Source organism: Gracilibacillus salinarum, from assembly GCF_022919575.1.
GTDB classification, from domain to species: domain Bacteria; phylum Bacillota; class Bacilli; order Bacillales; family Amphibacillaceae; genus Gracilibacillus; species Gracilibacillus salinarum.
In genome coordinates, this window is sequence record NZ_CP095071.1 from 2,592,248 (window position 1) to 2,609,587 (window position 17,340).

18 protein-coding genes are annotated in these 17,340 nt (G+C 39.2%); 3 read left to right on the top strand and 15 right to left on the bottom strand.

The window, feature by feature from the left end:
- Positions 1-135: 135 nt before the first annotated feature.
- Together MUN87_RS11920 and MUN87_RS11925 are read right to left on the bottom strand one after the other, a co-directional pair.
- Positions 136-699 carry a hypothetical protein gene (locus tag MUN87_RS11920; protein WP_244740386.1) on the bottom strand — a complete coding sequence of 188 codons (564 nt, stop codon included), beginning with the start codon at positions 697-699 and terminating at the stop codon, positions 136-138.
- 131 nt (positions 700-830) lie between these two features.
- A complete protein-coding gene (locus MUN87_RS11925; RefSeq protein ID WP_244740387.1) occupies positions 831-1,331 on the bottom strand; it encodes a PTS sugar transporter subunit IIA in 501 nt (166 codons plus the stop codon).
- Between the two features lie 108 nt (positions 1,332-1,439).
- On the opposite strand from MUN87_RS11925, the gene MUN87_RS11930 reads away from it, so the two are divergent.
- Together MUN87_RS11930 and MUN87_RS11935 are read left to right on the top strand one after the other, a co-directional pair.
- On the top strand, positions 1,440-2,990 hold the full coding sequence (locus tag MUN87_RS11930; protein WP_244740389.1) for a PTS transporter subunit EIIC: 1,551 nt from the start codon (positions 1,440-1,442) through the stop codon (positions 2,988-2,990).
- Positions 2,991-2,992: 2 nt separating this feature from the next.
- Positions 2,993-3,685, top strand: a complete 693-nt coding sequence (locus MUN87_RS11935; protein WP_244740391.1) for an N-acetylmannosamine-6-phosphate 2-epimerase — start codon at positions 2,993-2,995, stop codon at positions 3,683-3,685.
- 29 nt (positions 3,686-3,714) lie between these two features.
- On the opposite strand, the gene MUN87_RS11940 is transcribed toward MUN87_RS11935, so the two are convergent.
- Both MUN87_RS11940 and MUN87_RS11945 read right to left on the bottom strand, forming a co-directional pair.
- Positions 3,715-4,521: a MurR/RpiR family transcriptional regulator gene (locus MUN87_RS11940; RefSeq protein ID WP_244740393.1), complete on the bottom strand. Its 807-nt coding sequence runs from the start codon at positions 4,519-4,521 to the stop codon at positions 3,715-3,717.
- 375 nt (positions 4,522-4,896) lie between these two features.
- The gene (locus MUN87_RS11945; protein WP_244740394.1) at positions 4,897-6,060 is read right to left on the bottom strand and encodes an SEC-C metal-binding domain-containing protein; all 1,164 of its coding nucleotides are present in this window, start codon (positions 6,058-6,060) and stop codon (positions 4,897-4,899) included.
- A gap of 186 nt (positions 6,061-6,246) precedes the next feature.
- On the opposite strand from MUN87_RS11945, the gene MUN87_RS11950 reads away from it, so the two are divergent.
- Positions 6,247-6,435 (top strand): hypothetical protein, encoded by a 189-nt coding sequence (locus MUN87_RS11950; protein ID WP_244740396.1) that lies wholly within the window; start codon positions 6,247-6,249, stop codon positions 6,433-6,435.
- A 44-nt stretch (positions 6,436-6,479) separates the two neighbouring features.
- Here the strand turns inward: MUN87_RS11950 and MUN87_RS11955 are convergent, their stop codons facing one another.
- The 11 genes from MUN87_RS11955 to MUN87_RS12005 form a co-directional block, all read right to left on the bottom strand.
- Positions 6,480-7,049, bottom strand: a complete 570-nt coding sequence (locus tag MUN87_RS11955) for a flavodoxin family protein (RefSeq protein WP_244740398.1) — start codon at positions 7,047-7,049, stop codon at positions 6,480-6,482.
- On the bottom strand, positions 7,050-8,264 hold the full coding sequence (locus MUN87_RS11960) for an MFS transporter (protein ID WP_244740400.1): 1,215 nt from the start codon (positions 8,262-8,264) through the stop codon (positions 7,050-7,052).
- Between the two features lie 182 nt (positions 8,265-8,446).
- On the bottom strand, positions 8,447-9,682 hold the full coding sequence (locus MUN87_RS11965) for an ATP-grasp domain-containing protein (RefSeq protein ID WP_244740401.1): 1,236 nt from the start codon (positions 9,680-9,682) through the stop codon (positions 8,447-8,449).
- The gene (locus tag MUN87_RS11970) at positions 9,676-10,605 is read right to left on the bottom strand and encodes a transketolase family protein (protein WP_244740403.1); all 930 of its coding nucleotides are present in this window, start codon (positions 10,603-10,605) and stop codon (positions 9,676-9,678) included. The genes MUN87_RS11965 and MUN87_RS11970 overlap by 7 nt, the downstream gene beginning before the upstream one ends.
- Entirely contained in the window at positions 10,602-11,417 is an 816-nt protein-coding gene (locus MUN87_RS11975; protein ID WP_244740404.1) for a thiamine pyrophosphate-binding protein, read from the bottom strand. The genes MUN87_RS11970 and MUN87_RS11975 overlap by 4 nt, the downstream gene beginning before the upstream one ends.
- Positions 11,389-13,269 (bottom strand): M20/M25/M40 family metallo-hydrolase, encoded by a 1,881-nt coding sequence (locus tag MUN87_RS11980; protein WP_244740406.1) that lies wholly within the window; start codon positions 13,267-13,269, stop codon positions 11,389-11,391. Before MUN87_RS11980 ends, MUN87_RS11975 begins: the two co-directional genes overlap by 29 nt.
- The gene (gene argC, locus MUN87_RS11985; protein WP_244740408.1) at positions 13,266-14,306 is read right to left on the bottom strand and encodes an N-acetyl-gamma-glutamyl-phosphate reductase; all 1,041 of its coding nucleotides are present in this window, start codon (positions 14,304-14,306) and stop codon (positions 13,266-13,268) included. The genes MUN87_RS11980 and argC overlap by 4 nt, the downstream gene beginning before the upstream one ends.
- Entirely contained in the window at positions 14,303-15,622 is a 1,320-nt protein-coding gene (locus MUN87_RS11990; RefSeq protein ID WP_244740410.1) for a DegT/DnrJ/EryC1/StrS aminotransferase family protein, read from the bottom strand. Before MUN87_RS11990 ends, argC begins: the two co-directional genes overlap by 4 nt.
- Positions 15,591-16,232 carry a degT/DnrJ/EryC1/StrS aminotransferase gene (locus MUN87_RS11995; protein ID WP_244740411.1) on the bottom strand — a complete coding sequence of 214 codons (642 nt, stop codon included), beginning with the start codon at positions 16,230-16,232 and terminating at the stop codon, positions 15,591-15,593. The genes MUN87_RS11990 and MUN87_RS11995 overlap by 32 nt, the downstream gene beginning before the upstream one ends.
- Complete coding sequence (locus tag MUN87_RS12000; protein WP_244740413.1) at positions 16,225-17,100, bottom strand: RimK family alpha-L-glutamate ligase; 876 nt, start codon at positions 17,098-17,100, stop codon at positions 16,225-16,227. The genes MUN87_RS11995 and MUN87_RS12000 overlap by 8 nt, the downstream gene beginning before the upstream one ends.
- 4 nt (positions 17,101-17,104) lie before the next feature.
- Positions 17,105-17,278: a lysine biosynthesis protein LysW gene (locus MUN87_RS12005; RefSeq protein ID WP_244740415.1), complete on the bottom strand. Its 174-nt coding sequence runs from the start codon at positions 17,276-17,278 to the stop codon at positions 17,105-17,107.
- Positions 17,279-17,340 lie beyond the last annotated feature (62 nt).

Genomic DNA, 17,340 nt, shown 5'->3' on the forward strand with positions numbered 1-17,340 from the left:
GTTTCTCTTTTCAAATGGTCGCGAGATTGATTCTTATGGACAAGATTTCCGATTTCCCTTTTAAAATGGTCATAAGATCAATTCTTATGGACAAAAATTCAACGAACTCTATTAAAGTGTCCATAAGAATCAATCCTAAAAATCATAATCAAAATAATCCTTAACAAAGTCCACCATCGCATTCCTATCCCCTTTATCTCCAATCAAATCCAGGTCAAAATCATAGAAATATAAATAGGCAACGCGCTGTTTCTCATCAGAATTTGCGATCATCCCAAAGGACTTTGGATAATCTGTATGACTTTCCTCGTTTCCTTTCACTACCTTAAAGGTATAACTATTTATTGCAAATTCAAAATCAGGAATAATCATACCTTCAGAATGATCAGACGAAATTTCATGGTTTAAAAAGGTGTAGTGATCTGCTAATTTTTCTTTTTCACTCTCGTATGTCTCCTGATCATAGTGAACAATCAATGCAGCAGAGTGAGCCTGAAACAACAGCATTCTTTTGTGCGTATAGACATATTCAACATCCTCATAATCAGGCAAATCATCAAGCACTGGCATGATGTCTTTCACGTCTTCACCCAATTGGGTTCCTGTCTGGAGGTAATCATCAATGGCTGTGCTTGATGTTTGACCGCACCCCGCCAGTACACACACCAGTATCATTATTAGCAAGAATGATTTTCCCACGTTCAGCAGCTCCTCGGTAGGATCAGATATGTAGACAGCTTACATATATATACATTTTATCATTATTCTCCGATAATTACGTCCTTAAAAAAAGAAGATTTCTCCTAAAAGAAATCCTCTTTTTCTGCATACTATTTGTTTATATGGATAATTTCCTCTACACCTGCTGTCACTTGATTAATGCCATCTTTCATTTTAATGTCACGCATTTCAGCTGAATTGGTAATAATCATCGGTATGATGGGGCTTGCAGCTTGCTCCCGAATAATAGATTGATCAAATCCGATCAGTTTTTCACCTACTTTTACTTTGTCGCCCTCCTGAACGTAAGAAGTGAATCCTTCTCCTTTCAAACCTACTGTTTCCAAGCCAATATGGATGAGAATTTCCGCGCCATTTTCAGCTTGGATACCGATGGCGTGTTTAGTGGGAAAAAGCTGAATTATTGTACCATTGACCGGCGCTACAACCAGATCATGATCCGGCCAAATTGCAACCCCCTCCCCCATCATTTTTTCAGCGAATACAGGGTCAGGCACGTCCTCCAACGGGACTACTTTTCCATTGACTGGTGCATAGACCGAAACACTCCATTGTTTTTCCTCTCTCTTACCGAATAATTTTTTCAACATATGATCACTCCTGATTTAAGACAATTTCAAAAAAGACTTGATGAAAATAGTTTACGATAATATAATAAAACTGTAAACAGTTATCACGTTAAAGAAAGAGGTGCTATTATGAGTAAAAAGAAAAACAATGTGTTTTTTGAGAAAGCCCAGCGTTTTGGTAAATCTTTTATGTTACCGATTGCAGTTCTTCCTGCAGCAGGTTTGCTTCTCGGAATTGGTGGGGCTTTCAGTAATGCGGCAACGATTGAAGCTTATCCATTTTTAGATGTAGCATTTTTGCAGGCAATATTTACGATCATGAGTACTGCTGGTAATATTATCTTTGCCAATTTACCTGTTATTTTCGCAGTTGGTATCGCTATCGGCCTTGCACGATCGGATAAAGGAACAGCAGGACTCGCTGCCATGTTAGGTTTCCTGGTGATGCATGCGACCATTAACGCGATGCTTGTGATTACAGGAAAATTGGCCAACGAGAATATCGCTGAAGTTGGTCAGGGAATGGTGTTAGGGATTCAATCCTTAGAAACTGGTGTGTTCGGTGGAGTTGTATTAGGTTTGCTAGCCTATTATCTTCATAACCGTTATAACAAAATCGAGTTACCTAGATTCTTAGGTTTCTTTGGCGGATCACGATTCATTCCGATTGTGACATCCTTTGCTTCCATCTTTTTAGGCATCCTTTTATTTTATGCGTGGCCAATTGTACAATCAGGCATTTTCTCATTAGGTGGTTTAGTCGAAGCAACGGGATATATTGGCACCTTAATTTATGGCTTTGTCCTGCGCTTATTAGGACCATTCGGACTTCATCACATTTTTTATCTGCCATTTTGGACAACAAGCCTTGGTGGATCAATGATCGTAGACGGCTCTTTGGTAGAGGGGACACAACGAATATTCTTCGCTCAACTAGGAAGCTCTGAACCTGTTAATCAATTCTTTATTGGAACAGCACGGTTTATGTCTGGTCGTCATATTACGATGATGTTTGGTTTACTTGGTGCAGCCTTGGCAATCTATCATACTGCTAAACCGCAACATAAAAAGAAAGTGCTTGGTTTGATGCTTTCTGCAGGTCTTACCTCATTCTTAACTGGTATAACCGAGCCGCTGGAATTTTCGTTCTTATTCGTCGCACCGATACTATATGTCATTCACTCCTTTTTTGACGGACTTGCTTTTATGTTCGCTCATATCTTTGAAATTACCATTGGCCAAACCTTCTCAGGTGGCTTTATTGATTTCGTTTTATTCGGTGTGCTTCAAGGGGTGGAAAAAACAAACTGGATTTGGGTACCCATCATCGGTATACCTTGGTTCTTCCTATACTACTTTACGTTCAAATATTTAATTAGAAAATTCAACTTTAAAACACCAGGACGTGAAGAAGAAATGGAAAGTTACTCCTTCACAAAAACAGAAAGAGCCAGTGCCATCATTGCTGGTTTAGGTGGAGAAGCTAATATTAAAGATGTAGATAACTGCGCAACCCGCTTACGAGTTACCGTTAATCAGGCGGACCTTGTCAACAAAGACGATTTGAAGAAAACAGGTGCTCATGGTGTTGTAACAAGTGGAAATGGTGTGCAAGTTATCTATGGACCAGAAGTAACTGGAATAAAAAATGAAGTCGAAGAGGCATTAGGAGTAGATTAAAAATGGAATTATTTAAACAACTAGAAAAAAAACTCGTTATATCTTGTCAGGCTTTAGAACATGAACCATTGCATTCCCCTTTTATCATGGGAAGGATGGCAATAGCCGCACAGGAAGCAGGCGCCTCAGGCATCCGAGCAAACTCTGTGGCAGATATTAAGGAAATCAAACAGCAAGTAGATCTTCCGATTATCGGATTAATTAAGCAAGATTACGCTGACAGTGAGGTTTTTATCACGCCTACTATAAAAGAAGTAAAAGCTTTAATGGCTATCGAACCTAACATCATCGCCATGGACGGAACAGATCGTAAACGTCCAAATGATGAAAAATTGGCTGAGATTGTGAACTATGTGAAAGAAAACAAGCAGCACATAGCTCTGATGGCTGACGTTTCCACTATTGAAGAAGCCATCCAAGCAGAACAACTAGGGTTTGACTGTGTGTCGACCACGCTTATTGGCTATACAAAAGAAACAAAAGGATCTAACCTTGCTGATAACGATTTTGCAGTGCTGAAGAAAATCAAGGAAGCCGTTTCGATTCCTGTTATTGCGGAAGGAAGAGTGGATACACCTGAAAAGGCAGCAAGAGTGCTGGAAGTTGGAGCAGACTTTGCAGTAGTCGGCAGCGCCATCACACGGCCACAGCTTATTGGCAAAACATTTGTAGATGCAATTAACAAGCGCTTTTAAGTAATAGAACTGGAGGAAATCCTTCAGTTCTATATTTTTTTATACTCATCCAAAGCCTGCAGCGTCTTCTGATAAGTTTCCATAGAATGCTGATGTTCCGCCAGAAGCATACTGAGAATATCCAGCGTGTACAGAATCGATAATTGGCTGTTGAGAAATCCTTGTGCATGATACGATTTCACACTTGACGTGTATAACATCAGATCTGAGCTTTTCGTTAAGGAGGATTCTGAATAATCCGTAATCGAAATAATTTTTGCCTCTCTGCGGCTGGCCAATTCCATGGCATCCACCACTTCTTTCGTCTGTCCTGAACTGGAAATGGCAATGACCACATCGTCTTTATTCAAAATCGAAGAAGCAATGATCATCGAATGGGAATCAAGATGGGTATTAATATTCAACCCCATTCTACTTAGGCGAAATTTCAGTTCTTCCGCCGATAGACCTGAACTTCCCAAGCCATAAACATGGATTCTTTTAGCTTCGAGAATCCATTCGCTAGCCAGCTGATAATCCGCAATGTTCGTTAAGGAATTGGTGGAATTAATAACGGAATTATATATTTGATGTACTTCATGAATCGCATCATGTACTTCCTCTTTTTCTTTGACGGCATCCCTTAACAGAATTTTAAATTCAACAAAACTACCCACGCCAATTTTTTTGCAAAATCGAGTGATTGCTGCGACAGACACATCAATTTGACCGGCTAATTCTTTTATATGTATATTGAGTAAATGCTCGTTGTGACGAACCACATAATCCGCAATCTTCTTCTCTGTTTCAGTCAACGTCTGATGTTTAAGCTGGATCTCATTCAAAATGGTATGCATAGAAGAAAGCCTCCAAACTACTAAATCTCACTATATTATAAGCTTTTTACCAGCTTGTGTCATCATTAAGAGGGTGCATGCATCAAGCCAAATCAGAATCAACCTCTTCACCGGCGCAAAAAATTATAAGCCGCATTCCTATCGAAAAATAGATTCACTTCCACTGTAAAATCATTGGGGAATCTGAAATCAATAGCAAAAGTCTGCGGGATCCCAATCAGCGCTTTAAAGCGGGGCGAGTTAGGATGACTATTGGAATAAATCTAAACGATACAAATCCCTGATGACCGCTCTCCACTTTTGGTTCCTTTCTCGCTAAACGCTTTCCTCCCCTATAAAAAAATCCCGATCACCCATAAAAGATGATCGGAATTTCTATCGTCCACAACACTTCTTATATTTTTTGCCACTGCCGCATGGGCATGGGTCATTTCTTCCTACTTTCGTTTTGGTGACTGTTTTGTTATTCTTTGCTTTTTTCTGAGAGAAAGGGATGATGGTTGGGTCATCTTTACCCCGCAGTTCCATCGGCGTATGGCCTTTCAATATCCATTGTCTCGTGTTGTTCATCAGCTGCACAACTTGAGCGGTGAATGATTGCAGGGAATCTCTGCCCTCAAATTCGAAAGCTTCAGATAAAAACTCCATCACTTCACCGAGACTCTTGCCATAATTGATTTGGACGACACATTCATCAACGATTTCAGCTGCATCTAATTTATCAATATCATAATGTTTGGTGATAAAACTGACAAACTTGCGATAACTTTGATTAGTTTCCGTATAGAATGGTTTGTTCGCCTCTATCAATTTCGCCTTGGAAAATGGATAGAAATCCACATCTGGCCGCCTGTTATGCTCTGCCTTCACCCACTCCGGATCCTGCACCAGCATATCTGACAAGCCATGTTCATCCATAATGAAGTCGTCATGAAAGGCATTCATTTCTGGAAGAACAGATACCAGCTCATAAGCGTCAACCTTTGTGTTGGTATAGTTCTCCAGCATTTTATACAGCTGCGCGGCATCTAATGTACCGTAAAAATGTAATAAACCGTATGTGAGTTGTCGCCATTCTTTATTTCTCTTATGAATCTCACGAATTTCAGGATCTACAAGCAATGCTTCAACGAATTGCTCCAGCTGTTCCGGCAAGATAAGCACTTCTTCCCCATTCACTACTTCAGGAAAAATAATCCCATGCGTACAGAGATAACGTTCTGCAAAAAATGGCATGCCCACTAAATCTTTTTTTCCTTTAAAAGTGATTACTTTCTTCAAACGCTTCATCAGGTCCTCGTCCCATGAATAAGCTTTCTGCCAGAACATTTCCGGGATTTTTTCTGCTAACACCTCAACTAATTCGCCTTTTTTCAATTGGCTGAGGCCCGTCAAATTCCAGCTGTTTCTTATTTTATCTAAATCCTTCTTAGGATACTTGTTCAGAATTTCTGCTAATGACATGGAAGGTGAAAGAATTTCATCAGCATGCTGTCTCATTTTTTCGATTGGTTTACGAATAGGTGTATCTTCTATCATTTGTTCTCATCCTTTCTTTCTGCTAAATAGTTTGATGCGCTTCAATTTTATTCTCTATTATAACCATACGATATTTTGGCAGTCATTTCTATTGATCAGATTTACCATTCTACTATGTTCATAGAACCTTGACAATCCTCATGTTTTTAAGGAAAATAATGACATACTGTATGGGAGGTCTTACGCTTGAACATCGTTCGCAATATTCACTGGATTTTATTATTTGTCGTATCGGTAAACATGATAACCCTTCTTCTTAGTTTTCAACCTTCCAGTCCGGATATCGTCGCACTCATTATGGGAGGAATTGGCTTTATTGGGGTTTGTGGTGTTGTTTTTTATGTGGAGAGGAAGAAGAGAAAAACGAAGCACTAACAGAAAAACACAAACGCTAATCCGCTTGTGTTTTTCCATCGATCTTATAAATAATTCCCTACTTCAGCCCGCTTCCGCAACAACTCTCCCAGCTTCCGAGCATCCTCGAGCGCTTCCTCGTCTTCCAGGATATCATCAGGCTTCGCAGCTTTTCCCAGCAAATATCCCTTATACTGCAATCCGATAAATTGGCAGATATACGTAAACTGCTGCACGAGTGGAAGACCTTTCTCACGGGGATTGTCTCCTCCGACCGCAATAATATAGGCCTGTTTTTGCCCCATTTTCTCCTTGAAATCCGAATACTTATCATCCCGTACCGTTTGCGACCAGCGATCAATAAACCGTTTCATCACTGCAGTCATGCCATACCAATAAATCGGCGTGGCAAAAAGTAACACATCACAATCAATGATTTGATCAATAATACGATCATAGTCATCATCGACTCGGTCAAAACCGCCTTTGTCATGCCTTTGATCAATAATATCTTTGAAATCATAATTTTTCAGATCAACGGTGGTGACATCTGGTACCTGTTTAATGACTTCTTCCGTTAGACGTGCCGTGTTTCCGTTCTCTCTCATACTTCCGTAGATAACGCCAACTTTCATTTAAACCACCTCATAGCTATATTTTTCTTTCTTTTTACTTCTGGATACACTAACGTGTAATACTAATCCGCAAAGCATTAAACTTCCCATACAGACGAAACCTACATTCGGTGAAAAAATATCAATCAATAAGCCCAGTCCTCCAGCAAAGACAGTTTGTAGTAATAAGGCAATCCCCATCCATACTGACATCGCTCTTCCCATTAAAGGCTTAGGAACAATCTCCATAAGCATTGTATTCATGATAATTCGTATCGATGAATTGGAAAAACCAATTAAGAAACTACCCACAAATATAAAGATAACAAATACGTTAATAGATAACCCCATTAGCGTGATTACTGATAAGCCAAAAATAAGCGTAATCGTTTTGTTTTCTGTCATTTTTTTCGCAAGAGGGGCTGCTATAAATCCAGACATTAAGCCTCCAATTCCATAAGCCATATCCGAAAATCCAAAAACAATCGAATCTGCCTTCAATGTACCACTTACATATTCAGGAAGCACGACATTAAAAATCATGGTTGTTACTAACGGCACAATGGCTACTAACCCAATGAGGAACGTTAAACGATGAGAAGCTAAATAGTGAATACCTTTTTTAAAGGATTGAACATACCCTTCTCCTTTGTCTTCTAACAGGATAGATTGATACTTCACAAAAATCATTAATAGGCTACTTATTACAAACATCGAGGAATTAATGAGCAGGATCGTTTCAAACCCAGCAAACTTGTATATGAAGCCCGAAGCTGCCCCTGCCATAAACATCCCTACTTGTAAACTGATTTCAATTAATGAATTCCCTTTTGACAATTCATCTTCCGGTAATAATTCTTGGATAAGACTTCGCGAAGCTGACATGTAAATACTCCATCCAATTCCATTAATGATCGCGAATAGATAAATATACGCAAGCGCAAATCCATCAACAAAAAAGACAGCTGTCAGCAATCCGATCGACACTGCTCTCAGAATAAATGTTAATTGAATGACCACTTTTCTATTAAATTTGTCGGTCAGAATCCCTGTTAGTGGTGAAACTAAAAAACCGGAAACAACATTAAGAGCTAACATCAAGCCTACAGCCCCTGTAGAACCAGTTTCGTCCAGGAGATACCAATTTGCACCGATTGTACTCATTCCTACTCCAAAGCCAGATATAACATCTGCCAGGAAAAAGAATAAGAAACTTTTCCTAAATAACACCGACATCTCATCACCTCTTCATTTAGTTTGTGAAACGTTATCTTTTGCTAACGTATAAAAAATACTATCACAGTCAAACTCTTCCATAAAACGGAAAATCCAAATCGCTACCATCGGAAAATACGATGGAAAATCGGGGACGAAACATAAAATAGAAAAACCCCACGTTCTCTGGGGTTTTGATACCACTACTGATATACTAATTGAATGGAATTAATTAAATCCATTGCCTTCCTTTTTGCCTCTTTCGCATCTTCTCCTGATGTAATCACATAACCCAATCGATCATCTGAACTTTCAGGAATTTTCACTGTGTCCCCGGGATTTACGCTAATGTCGAACTTAATGACGGAGTCGTCATTCTTTATTATCTCGATTCCCTCTATTGAGGAGATTTGTCCGTTTTGTCTTGAGGTGAGAAATGCAATCGATGTTGCCTTTTGGACAGGGAAATCATCTTTAATTGGTAAGTTCAAATAAAAATTAACCGTTTCTTCAAAAATATCAAGGCCATATGTGTTAAAAAGTAATTGAGAAGCGATATTATCACCACCTGGCCGGCCATTCACCTCTATAATCTTTGGACCTGTATCAGTTAACCTTATCTCCACATGACTAGGGCCATTATCGATGCCGATTGCTAACATAGCCTGAACACTCACATTAATCATTTCATCTACTTTGTCCTCCTGACTGGAAGTAGGAGCGGTATGGGAAATTTCCACGAAATAAGGTAAATCAGAAGTAATTTTCTCTGTGACGGATGAAAAAACCACTTCTTTATCCTTCAGAAATAGCTCCACACTAAATTCAGGTCCTTCTAGGTATTCCTCTACTAAATAGTCCGTACTTACATCAAAGCCCATATACGTTTTTTTGAACGCTCTTAGTTTCTGAAAAGCAGTTAGGAATTCCTCTTCTTTGTTAATAAAAAAGACCCCCTGACTACTCGCACAATTAGTAGGCTTGACGACAACAGGATAGCCAATTTGAGAAGCAGCTTGACACGCTTCTTCATAGTTCGCTACTTTAGCATATTGCGCGCTTGGCACATGGTTGTCGCTATATGCTTTACGTGCTAAATCTTTATTTCTGGCATTGTGTGCAGCAAAGGAGGGAATCGTTGGTAACGATAACCACTCCGCCACTTCTGCTGTGTAGTGAGAAGCATAGTCAGTCGCTGGAATCAAAGCATCTAGCTTCCCATAGTAAGGCGATTGCTTGATAGCCTGATAAATCGACTGCGGATCTCGAATATCCGCAATCAAAAAATCATCATAGAAAGTTTCATAGTTATATTTCTTAGGATTATCGAGAGATGACCCTATTGCGATTACTTTGCATCCTTTTCTGTGTGTGCGCTCCACAAAATCAACTCCATAGAAGCTTGGTTCTACAAAAGCTACCACCTTTTGATCTACCAATTCACTTCAGCTCCTTCATTTAATAGATTTTTCACTTTTTCCTCTAGCGTTTCATAGTCAAACGCTAGATATTTTAGTGTTTCCTGATGCGATCCACCATAAATCGGCCATTCTACTCCACAATCGAAAGAATAGACACGGTTATTCGGCATCAGAATAGCTAGTAAAGAAGCAGTCCCACCAGCCAATCGGTGTTCTTCCACCACTAAGAATGTTTTTCCATGCTCTTCTAACTGGTCCATACTATTTCTCAAACTTTCTTGATCGATATAACATAGATGGACATGAGATATTTCAGGATATACTTCCTGTATGCTTTTACATAATTCTGTTCCTTGTTCACCAATAGATAGTAAACAAAGATTCCCGTTTCCTTTCTGGTTCACGAGAGGCATAGTAGCTTGCTCATCATCTCTATCCAAACTTACGAAAGACTCATTTCGTGACAACCGGACATAATAAGGAGAAGGAGAAAGAACAGCCTCCCGAATAACCCGTCTGGTATCCGCTTCTCCATATGGGCACGCAATCTTAATATTAGGAAAGGTCCTTACTACGCCAATGTCTTCTAATGAATGGTGAGTTGTTCCAAACCAGCCGCCGGAAACACCTCCGTATGGAGCGATTATTTTAATGTTCTTTTCCATATATCCCATTGCCAACTTTATACTTTCCGCTGAACGTAGAGAGGCAAAAGTAGCAAAAGTTGAGAAGAAAGGGATAAACCCTGCTTCCGCCAATCCGGCAGCCATATCAATACTAGTCATTTCCGCAATCCCCATATTGAAAAAACGATCCGGAAATTGAGACTCAAACTGGTGGTTCTTTCCTCCCAAGTCTGCTTCTAAACATAATATACGATCATTTTCTTCTGCTATTTTGGTCAATTCATCTCGGTAAGTATCACGACCTGATAACGTCATACCATACTCCTTTTCCACTTATTTTTTAATCGATTTGGGATTTTGGCATAATGAGCCTTCGGATTTCCTTCAATATCCGGTACTCCTTTACCTTTTACCGTATTGGCAATAATAGCAAAAGGCTTAGAGGAAGCCTCAAATCCAAGTAAAGCCTCACTTATCTCCTTGAAATCATGACCATTAATTTCAACAGTTTGAAATCCAAATGATTCGAACCTTGCTCTTACATCATCTATCGGTGAAATATGATGAACGAACCCATCATTTTGACCGCCATTACGATCAACTACACATAAAAAATTATCAATCTGTTTTGCTTGAACAACTTGGAATGTTTCCCAGCAAAGACCTTCCTGGAGTTCGCCATCTCCACAAACAGCTACCCCTATCCCTGTAGAGCCTTTTAGTTTCTGAGACAATGCCCACCCCGCAGCGTAGGGAATACCATGACCGAGGCTCCCTGTGGAGTAAGGGATTCCCTTTATTTTATGGTTAGGGTGACCTGTTAATAAGGAATCACTTCTTCCATAACCCTCCGCCGGATTCTTTTCCATGATCCCAAGTGCATAAAGAACGGCATACAATGCAGCAGCGGCATGCCCTTTGCTAAGTACAATTTGATTGCGACTATCTCCTATATACTTTTCAAATAGTGCAATTAGCAGATCAGTAACTGATAAGCTTCCTCCTATATGACACCCCGTTTCTGTTGCAGCAATATCGATAATGGCTTCTCTCGTCTTCTTCGAAAGAGTCTCAAGCCTTTCTTCTGTCTTGGACACATTATTGGCTAACTCTTTGTCGATGAGCACGCTTCTCCACCTCCATCACGCTTGTAAACCAATTTTCTATTGCACCTTTTAATAAAACCCTGGATTGATCGATTTCACTGTAAGATTGAAACTCTTGGTTGGTATGGTCAAGATTAGAATCCCCAGGTCCATACGCTATGATCGGTACATCCGTCCATGTTGTAGCAAGGGTATTCATATCACTGGTTCCAGTCTTCTTTAAATATTTACACCTTACCTCTTGGCTGATAAAACTCTTTGTAAATGCTTTTACTAAAGAGCAGTTTCGTTTGTTCATAAACCCTGGTGTTGCTCTAAGAACATCTATCGTAACCTCTTCCGAAACAAGTAAATCCAATTGACGGACATAATCCTCTTGTACACCTGGGGATATTCTGAAATTTAAAATCGCTTCTAAAACATCCCTGTCCTCTTCTTTATATTGGTTAATCCTTGTGGTAGTAGCCACATGATCAGGATCTATTTCCTTCATCCTGCTTTCTAATTCTTTCTTAATCAGAACAAACTGATCTGCAACACTCACATTATCTCTCGAAGCACTATGTTTTTGGCCCTTGTTTATCGAGATTCCTAACTTAAGCAACCCATGGTAGCCTAATGTCAGATTATTTTGCCCGCTCGGTTCACCAATAATGACGGCATCTGCTGCGTGATGATCCCTCACATAATAGGCACCAGCTGAGGAGGATACTTCTTCTTCAACAGCGCCAATCACTTTTAATTTGCAGTTATTTGGAACCTGTACATCCTTCAGCATGTGCACAAAATTCACAAAACACCCCTTGGCGTCAACAACCCCTCTTCCTGAGATCGTTGTCTCATCGCTTTTCACCTTCCATATATGCGGAACTGTATCTACGTGTCCTAATAACAACAGAGTATGATCACCGTCCCCTTTTTCAAAGACAATGTTTCCTGCTGGATCTACTGTGTTAGTGACACCAGGAATTTGAATGTGCTGCAATAAATATTTAGTGAGCTCCTCTTCGTTATGAGACACGGAAGGGATCTGAACGACTTTATTCAATAAAGCATAGCTATTATCGGCGTCCCCCATATCCCAAAACCATGAAGATTGAGCATGTGACATAGATGATCCCATTATCGCTACATCACAGACACCTAAATGGATAGCTGATTGAGCAGCTCTAACTTTTTGTTTCATTCTCCCTTGTACATAATCCACAGGATCGTTCAAATATATATCCTTAACCGTAGAATCAGGATCCTCTACATCCCGAAGTAATCCATTCGTTCCTGTAACAAAACGCAAATGATGGGCGTTCATTTCTATAGCTAGATGAGCGGCAAGCATATCCGCATCAATATTGAGGTACTGTTTAGAGTGACTTCCATTCTGTATTGGCGGTGTTACACATACGACATCATAGTGACTTAGCAATGATTCAATCAACTTCTCGTCACAAGAATGGTAACTGCCATACAAGGAATCCCTCACGATACCTTTTTTCCCATCTTTTATCACTTTAAGGGGAGGTCCTTGTTTCCCTACGACAAGACCTTGTTCACCTGCACATTGTACAAAAGTTTTTAATCCTTCCTCTTGCAATCCTTTTGCTAGAGCTGGAATCATTACTTGATGATAAGCTTTGTAAATATGATCCATTTCTTCCGCGGTACAGTATCTGGCTTGACTTCCATTGTTCAAATCTAAAAAAGTGACCTCTCTCTGTATCGTTTGATAGTATTCCTCAATCCCTTTAGCTCCTCCTGCAACAAGCAAAATCTTATTTCCTTTCTTTGATAGTCTTCTGATTTCCTTGTATACTGCATGATCTGAAGAAAGTACAGTACTGCTTCCTATCTTTATGACATACAATGGACTAATCATGGCCACATCCCTTCATTCTGAAAATGAAGTGATTGATACTCTGGGTAGTCAAAATATTGATTGAAGGCTTGAATTGCCTGTCCGGCAGCTCCTTTGATCATGTTATCCAACGTACAGATAGATACACAGTTGTTTCCATCTACGTAGGCTGCCACTTCCACTCTGTTCGTGCCGGCTGTGGACTTAATCATCGGATTAAATCGTCCACCGCTTTCTTTTAAATAATCGATAAAAGTTAATTGCTTAAAATCACGGTAAAATGACCGTTTGACATCTAATTCTGAAATATTCTCTCTTAATTGTGAATATGCGGTAACCATGATTCCTCTAGGTAAATCTAAGCTGTATGTAGAAAATTGCAGTTCCAAATCTGCTCCGCACATATCACGAAAGGCATGAACAATCTCAGGCTGGTGCCTATGACCATGAACCTTATGAGGACGTATATTGTGTGCCCTCTCTGCATGCGTTTCAGAGGATTTCTTACCTCCTCCACTTGATCCTGTTTTCGCATCAATGACTACTCTCTTTTCAATTAATTGATGCTTCACCAGAGGATAGAGAGAATAGATACTCGCTACGGCCATGCAGCCTGGCAAATTAATAATTTTTGCGGTTCGATCTATTTTATGGAATTCAGGAATGTAGTATTGTGATGCTAAATAACTGTCTGATTTAAGTGATTGGGGATAATACTTCTCAAGTTGATGAACCTCTTTCAGTCTAAAATCTCCACTTACATTAAAAATGACTAAAGCCTTGGCTTTGATGTCTTCAATATAAGAAGGTAATACTCCAGTTGGTAGGCACGAAAATATGACATCAAATCCGTTCTCAAGTTCATGAACAGGCTTAAATCTCAACTGTCGATTTTCACCATTCAAAACACGATAATATTTCTCTACCGATTGACCAGCTAAAGATTCAGAAGAAACAAATTCGATGGATACTTCAGGTTGATTTTTTAATATTCGATAGATTTCCATACCAACAAATCCACTGCCACCTAAAATAGCAACTTTGATTTTCGTTTTCATCCTAACCTTGCATCCCTTTCATATGGAGGTTGAATAGCACCTAATTCTTCTACAACTTTTCTAACCTTATCTGGATTTTTGTCAATTTTTTGGAATGCTAATGCATAAGATTGAATTCTTTCATACTCTATAGGGGATCGCAGCTCGCGACAAATCGTTAAGGTGTTTCTGAACATAGCTAACGTATTCGGATAGTCCTCGATCTGATAATTTCGATCTGTATCATTTAGACAGAATGGGTACTGATTTCCAAATCCTTTCTTATTTTGAAACGGAAGATGACCTGGTATCGGTCGATTTTGCCATTCTCTCGCAAAAACACCTTCCTCCATTATCAATTGTTGTATCGCTTCTTTTACTTTATAATCTTCGAGATCATCCAACCCTTTCATTGCAGGATTTAGCTTGATACGATACATATTATAGCTGTGTTTACAACCTTCCGGAACATATGGAGGGCTGAATAATTCTGTATCAGCTAACGCGTCACTTAAAAACTTTGCGTTACGTGCTCTTACTGCATCATAATAGGGCAATCTTTCTAACTGACTAATTCCAAAAGCAGCAGCAATCCAAGACATGCTATAATCAATCCCAGATTCGTCTAAAAATGCTAAAGCACGCTGATAGTCTTCTTCCTTTTTAAAGAAGGAAATACCACCTTCTCCTCCTACAGGAAAATTCTTATCAGCCATTAAGCTTTGTCCTGCTGCATCTCCTATGGAGCCACAAATCTCATCGTGGATCGAAGCAGAATGGGCATGAGAAGCATCTTCCACAAGCTTCAACTCATATTTATCACAGATCTGTTGCAAGGCAGCTAAATCAGCTGGCAGACCGTGAACATGAACAGGCATAATTACCTTTGTTCTATCAGTTATGAGTGCCTCTACTTGAGAAACATCCATGCAATAAGAATTCGGATCAATATCTGTAAATACTGGTATAGCTTTAGCTGCTAAAACAGCCTGCGCTGTCGCGATGAAAGTAAAATTAGGAATAATCACTTCGTCTCCCGGCTCCACCCCAGCTCCAACTAAAGCAAGGTGTAAGCTCGAAGTTCCACTTGCGGTCGGAATGGCATAATTTGCGCCAACGTACTTTCTATACTTTTCTGCAAACTCATTAATTACTTTATTCGGATCATGTTGTATGGAGATTAGCATTTGCATCATATCTTCTTTCGTAATGTACGGGAAGTTAGTCTTCCGATTATCATACGGTAATACTGGTTCACCCCCAAAATAAGCCAGACTCTCGAAAACCATTTCTTCAGACGGGAAATCAAGTGGTTTTTGCAAAAAATCTGTTCTCAACCATCTCACCTCTTTTTAATAATGATAATTTAGCACAGGCAGCTACTAGCGGACTAATTCGATAATTAAACTGAATACCAGGCTGTAAATCAGGGTGACTCTCCTCTTGTGTCCACATCGTTCTCAGGTCAAAAGCACCGAAAATTTTTAATCTTTCCGCCTTCTCCCAAATTCTGTTGTCCTGCGTTGCCATTAACGCACACGGTCCAAATCCTAATTCTGTGAAATCCAAAACTAAAGTGGATGGTTGTTGAAGTTCCTCTTCGAAGCTTCCGATATTCTGCCAATTTACCGAAAATCGTTCAAAGCTATCCTGTTCTATTACATATTGATTACTTATACCAAGCCAATCGATAAATTTTTCTTCCTGATCTGTCGTATTGGATAATGTCACAGAGTCTCCATGTCCAATATCGTTACCTTGCAAGGCTCCATGAAGAGCGCCTGTATAACTATTAAAGGTGGATACATAAGGCAACTTCGTGATTTTTGTAATAGCGCTTTCGAGACCTTTGATTTCCTTTTCATTCTTTTCGATACTCATTATAATTCCAGAGTTTAAGACCCTAGATAAAACAAAAGAGATTTGAAATCGAGTGCTTTTATCCATATACTTTCTCCTTTCGATCTTGGGTAATAACATCTTCTACGTAACCAGCAAGTAAATACGGGATGTTGACTTTATGCTCTTTAAATGATTGAGCAAATTCCGGATTTTGATTAATTTCACATACTAAATATTTCTCATGCGTAAAGTCATACAATAAATCTAATCCATATACACCTGAATCCATCGCACTTATCACTTTGGTTACTATTTCATAAATCTCTTTATCGATGGCTATCGGTACCACAGATGCTCCTAAATGTGTATTCGTTTTCCAAGATTCATTAGATACTCTCTTAAAAGCAACGACAGGAAAAGATCCAATAATGACTACTCTTATATCAAAATTTCCTTTATTTATGAATTCTTGCACAATCACGGGAAACTCTTTGTTTTTGACATCTAATGATTCTCGTGCTGCTATCCAGGCATCTAAACATCTTTGATTTTCGATCAGACAAATACCCCTTCCCCAAGAAGACGTTGCTGGTTTAATTAAAAAAGTATCACCGAATCCATTATGACTATCTGTTAAATCTCTGGGCTGAAAGGCAACTTTATAATTTGGTTGAGGGATATCATGCTTTTGAAATAATAATGCTTGCAGAATCTTATCTGTGCATACATTGATGGAAGCAGAGGTATTGATTGTTTTTAATCCAGCTTTTTCTAAAATATGGGCCCTTTTCTTTGCTTCTACTTGAGATAAACAACGGATAATAGCAAGATCGTACCTTTGGTTGAATATATCGTCCAAAGGCAGACTCATAGAATCTAAGATTACTTTGACCTCTATATTTTTTCTGTTTAATTCACTGATCATTAATTTTTCTTCTTCTCTCAATCTCGTCACACACATTAAGATTTCCATGTCATTATTCACCCCATGATTCTTCAATTTCAGGCGCTAGCTCAAGTGTTAACAATCCGTTCGCTTCCATCACTTCATGCTCTTCTCCACAATCAGAGCATTCAACAATTTCCCCCACAAACACATCATTTTCGATCTCAATAGCAGACTGACATACCAGACAATTAGCATTCTTCATCGTACATTCCTCCTATTTTTTATTAATTTTTACACATTTTGTGTGTGCAACTACATTTTATG

What these genes read in the sequence shown, in the direction of transcription:
- MUN87_RS11925 (WP_244740387.1), bottom strand. Translation starts at nt 1,331, where the DNA reads ATGTTGAAAAAATTATTCGGTAAGAGAGAGGAAAAACAATGGAGTGTT.
- MUN87_RS11930 (WP_244740389.1), top strand. Translation starts at nt 1,440, where the DNA reads ATGAGTAAAAAGAAAAACAATGTGTTTTTTGAGAAAGCCCAGCGTTTT.
- MUN87_RS11935 (WP_244740391.1), top strand. Translation starts at nt 2,993, where the DNA reads ATGGAATTATTTAAACAACTAGAAAAAAAACTCGTTATATCTTGTCAG.
- MUN87_RS11940 (WP_244740393.1), bottom strand. Translation starts at nt 4,521, where the DNA reads ATGCATACCATTTTGAATGAGATCCAGCTTAAACATCAGACGTTGACT.
- MUN87_RS11945 (WP_244740394.1), bottom strand. Translation starts at nt 6,060, where the DNA reads ATGATAGAAGATACACCTATTCGTAAACCAATCGAAAAAATGAGACAG.
- MUN87_RS11955 (WP_244740398.1), bottom strand. Translation starts at nt 7,049, where the DNA reads ATGAAAGTTGGCGTTATCTACGGAAGTATGAGAGAGAACGGAAACACG.
- MUN87_RS11960 (WP_244740400.1), bottom strand. Translation starts at nt 8,264, where the DNA reads ATGTCGGTGTTATTTAGGAAAAGTTTCTTATTCTTTTTCCTGGCAGAT.
- MUN87_RS11970 (WP_244740403.1), bottom strand. Translation starts at nt 10,605, where the DNA reads ATGACGTTATCAGGTCGTGATACTTACCGAGATGAATTGACCAAAATA.
- MUN87_RS11980 (WP_244740406.1), bottom strand. Translation starts at nt 13,269, where the DNA reads ATGATTAGTCCATTGTATGTCATAAAGATAGGAAGCAGTACTGTACTT.
- argC (WP_244740408.1), bottom strand. Translation starts at nt 14,306, where the DNA reads ATGAAAACGAAAATCAAAGTTGCTATTTTAGGTGGCAGTGGATTTGTT.
- MUN87_RS11995 (WP_244740411.1), bottom strand. Translation starts at nt 16,232, where the DNA reads ATGGATAAAAGCACTCGATTTCAAATCTCTTTTGTTTTATCTAGGGTC.
- MUN87_RS12000 (WP_244740413.1), bottom strand. Translation starts at nt 17,100, where the DNA reads ATGGAAATCTTAATGTGTGTGACGAGATTGAGAGAAGAAGAAAAATTA.
- MUN87_RS12005 (WP_244740415.1), bottom strand. Translation starts at nt 17,278, where the DNA reads ATGAAGAATGCTAATTGTCTGGTATGTCAGTCTGCTATTGAGATCGAA.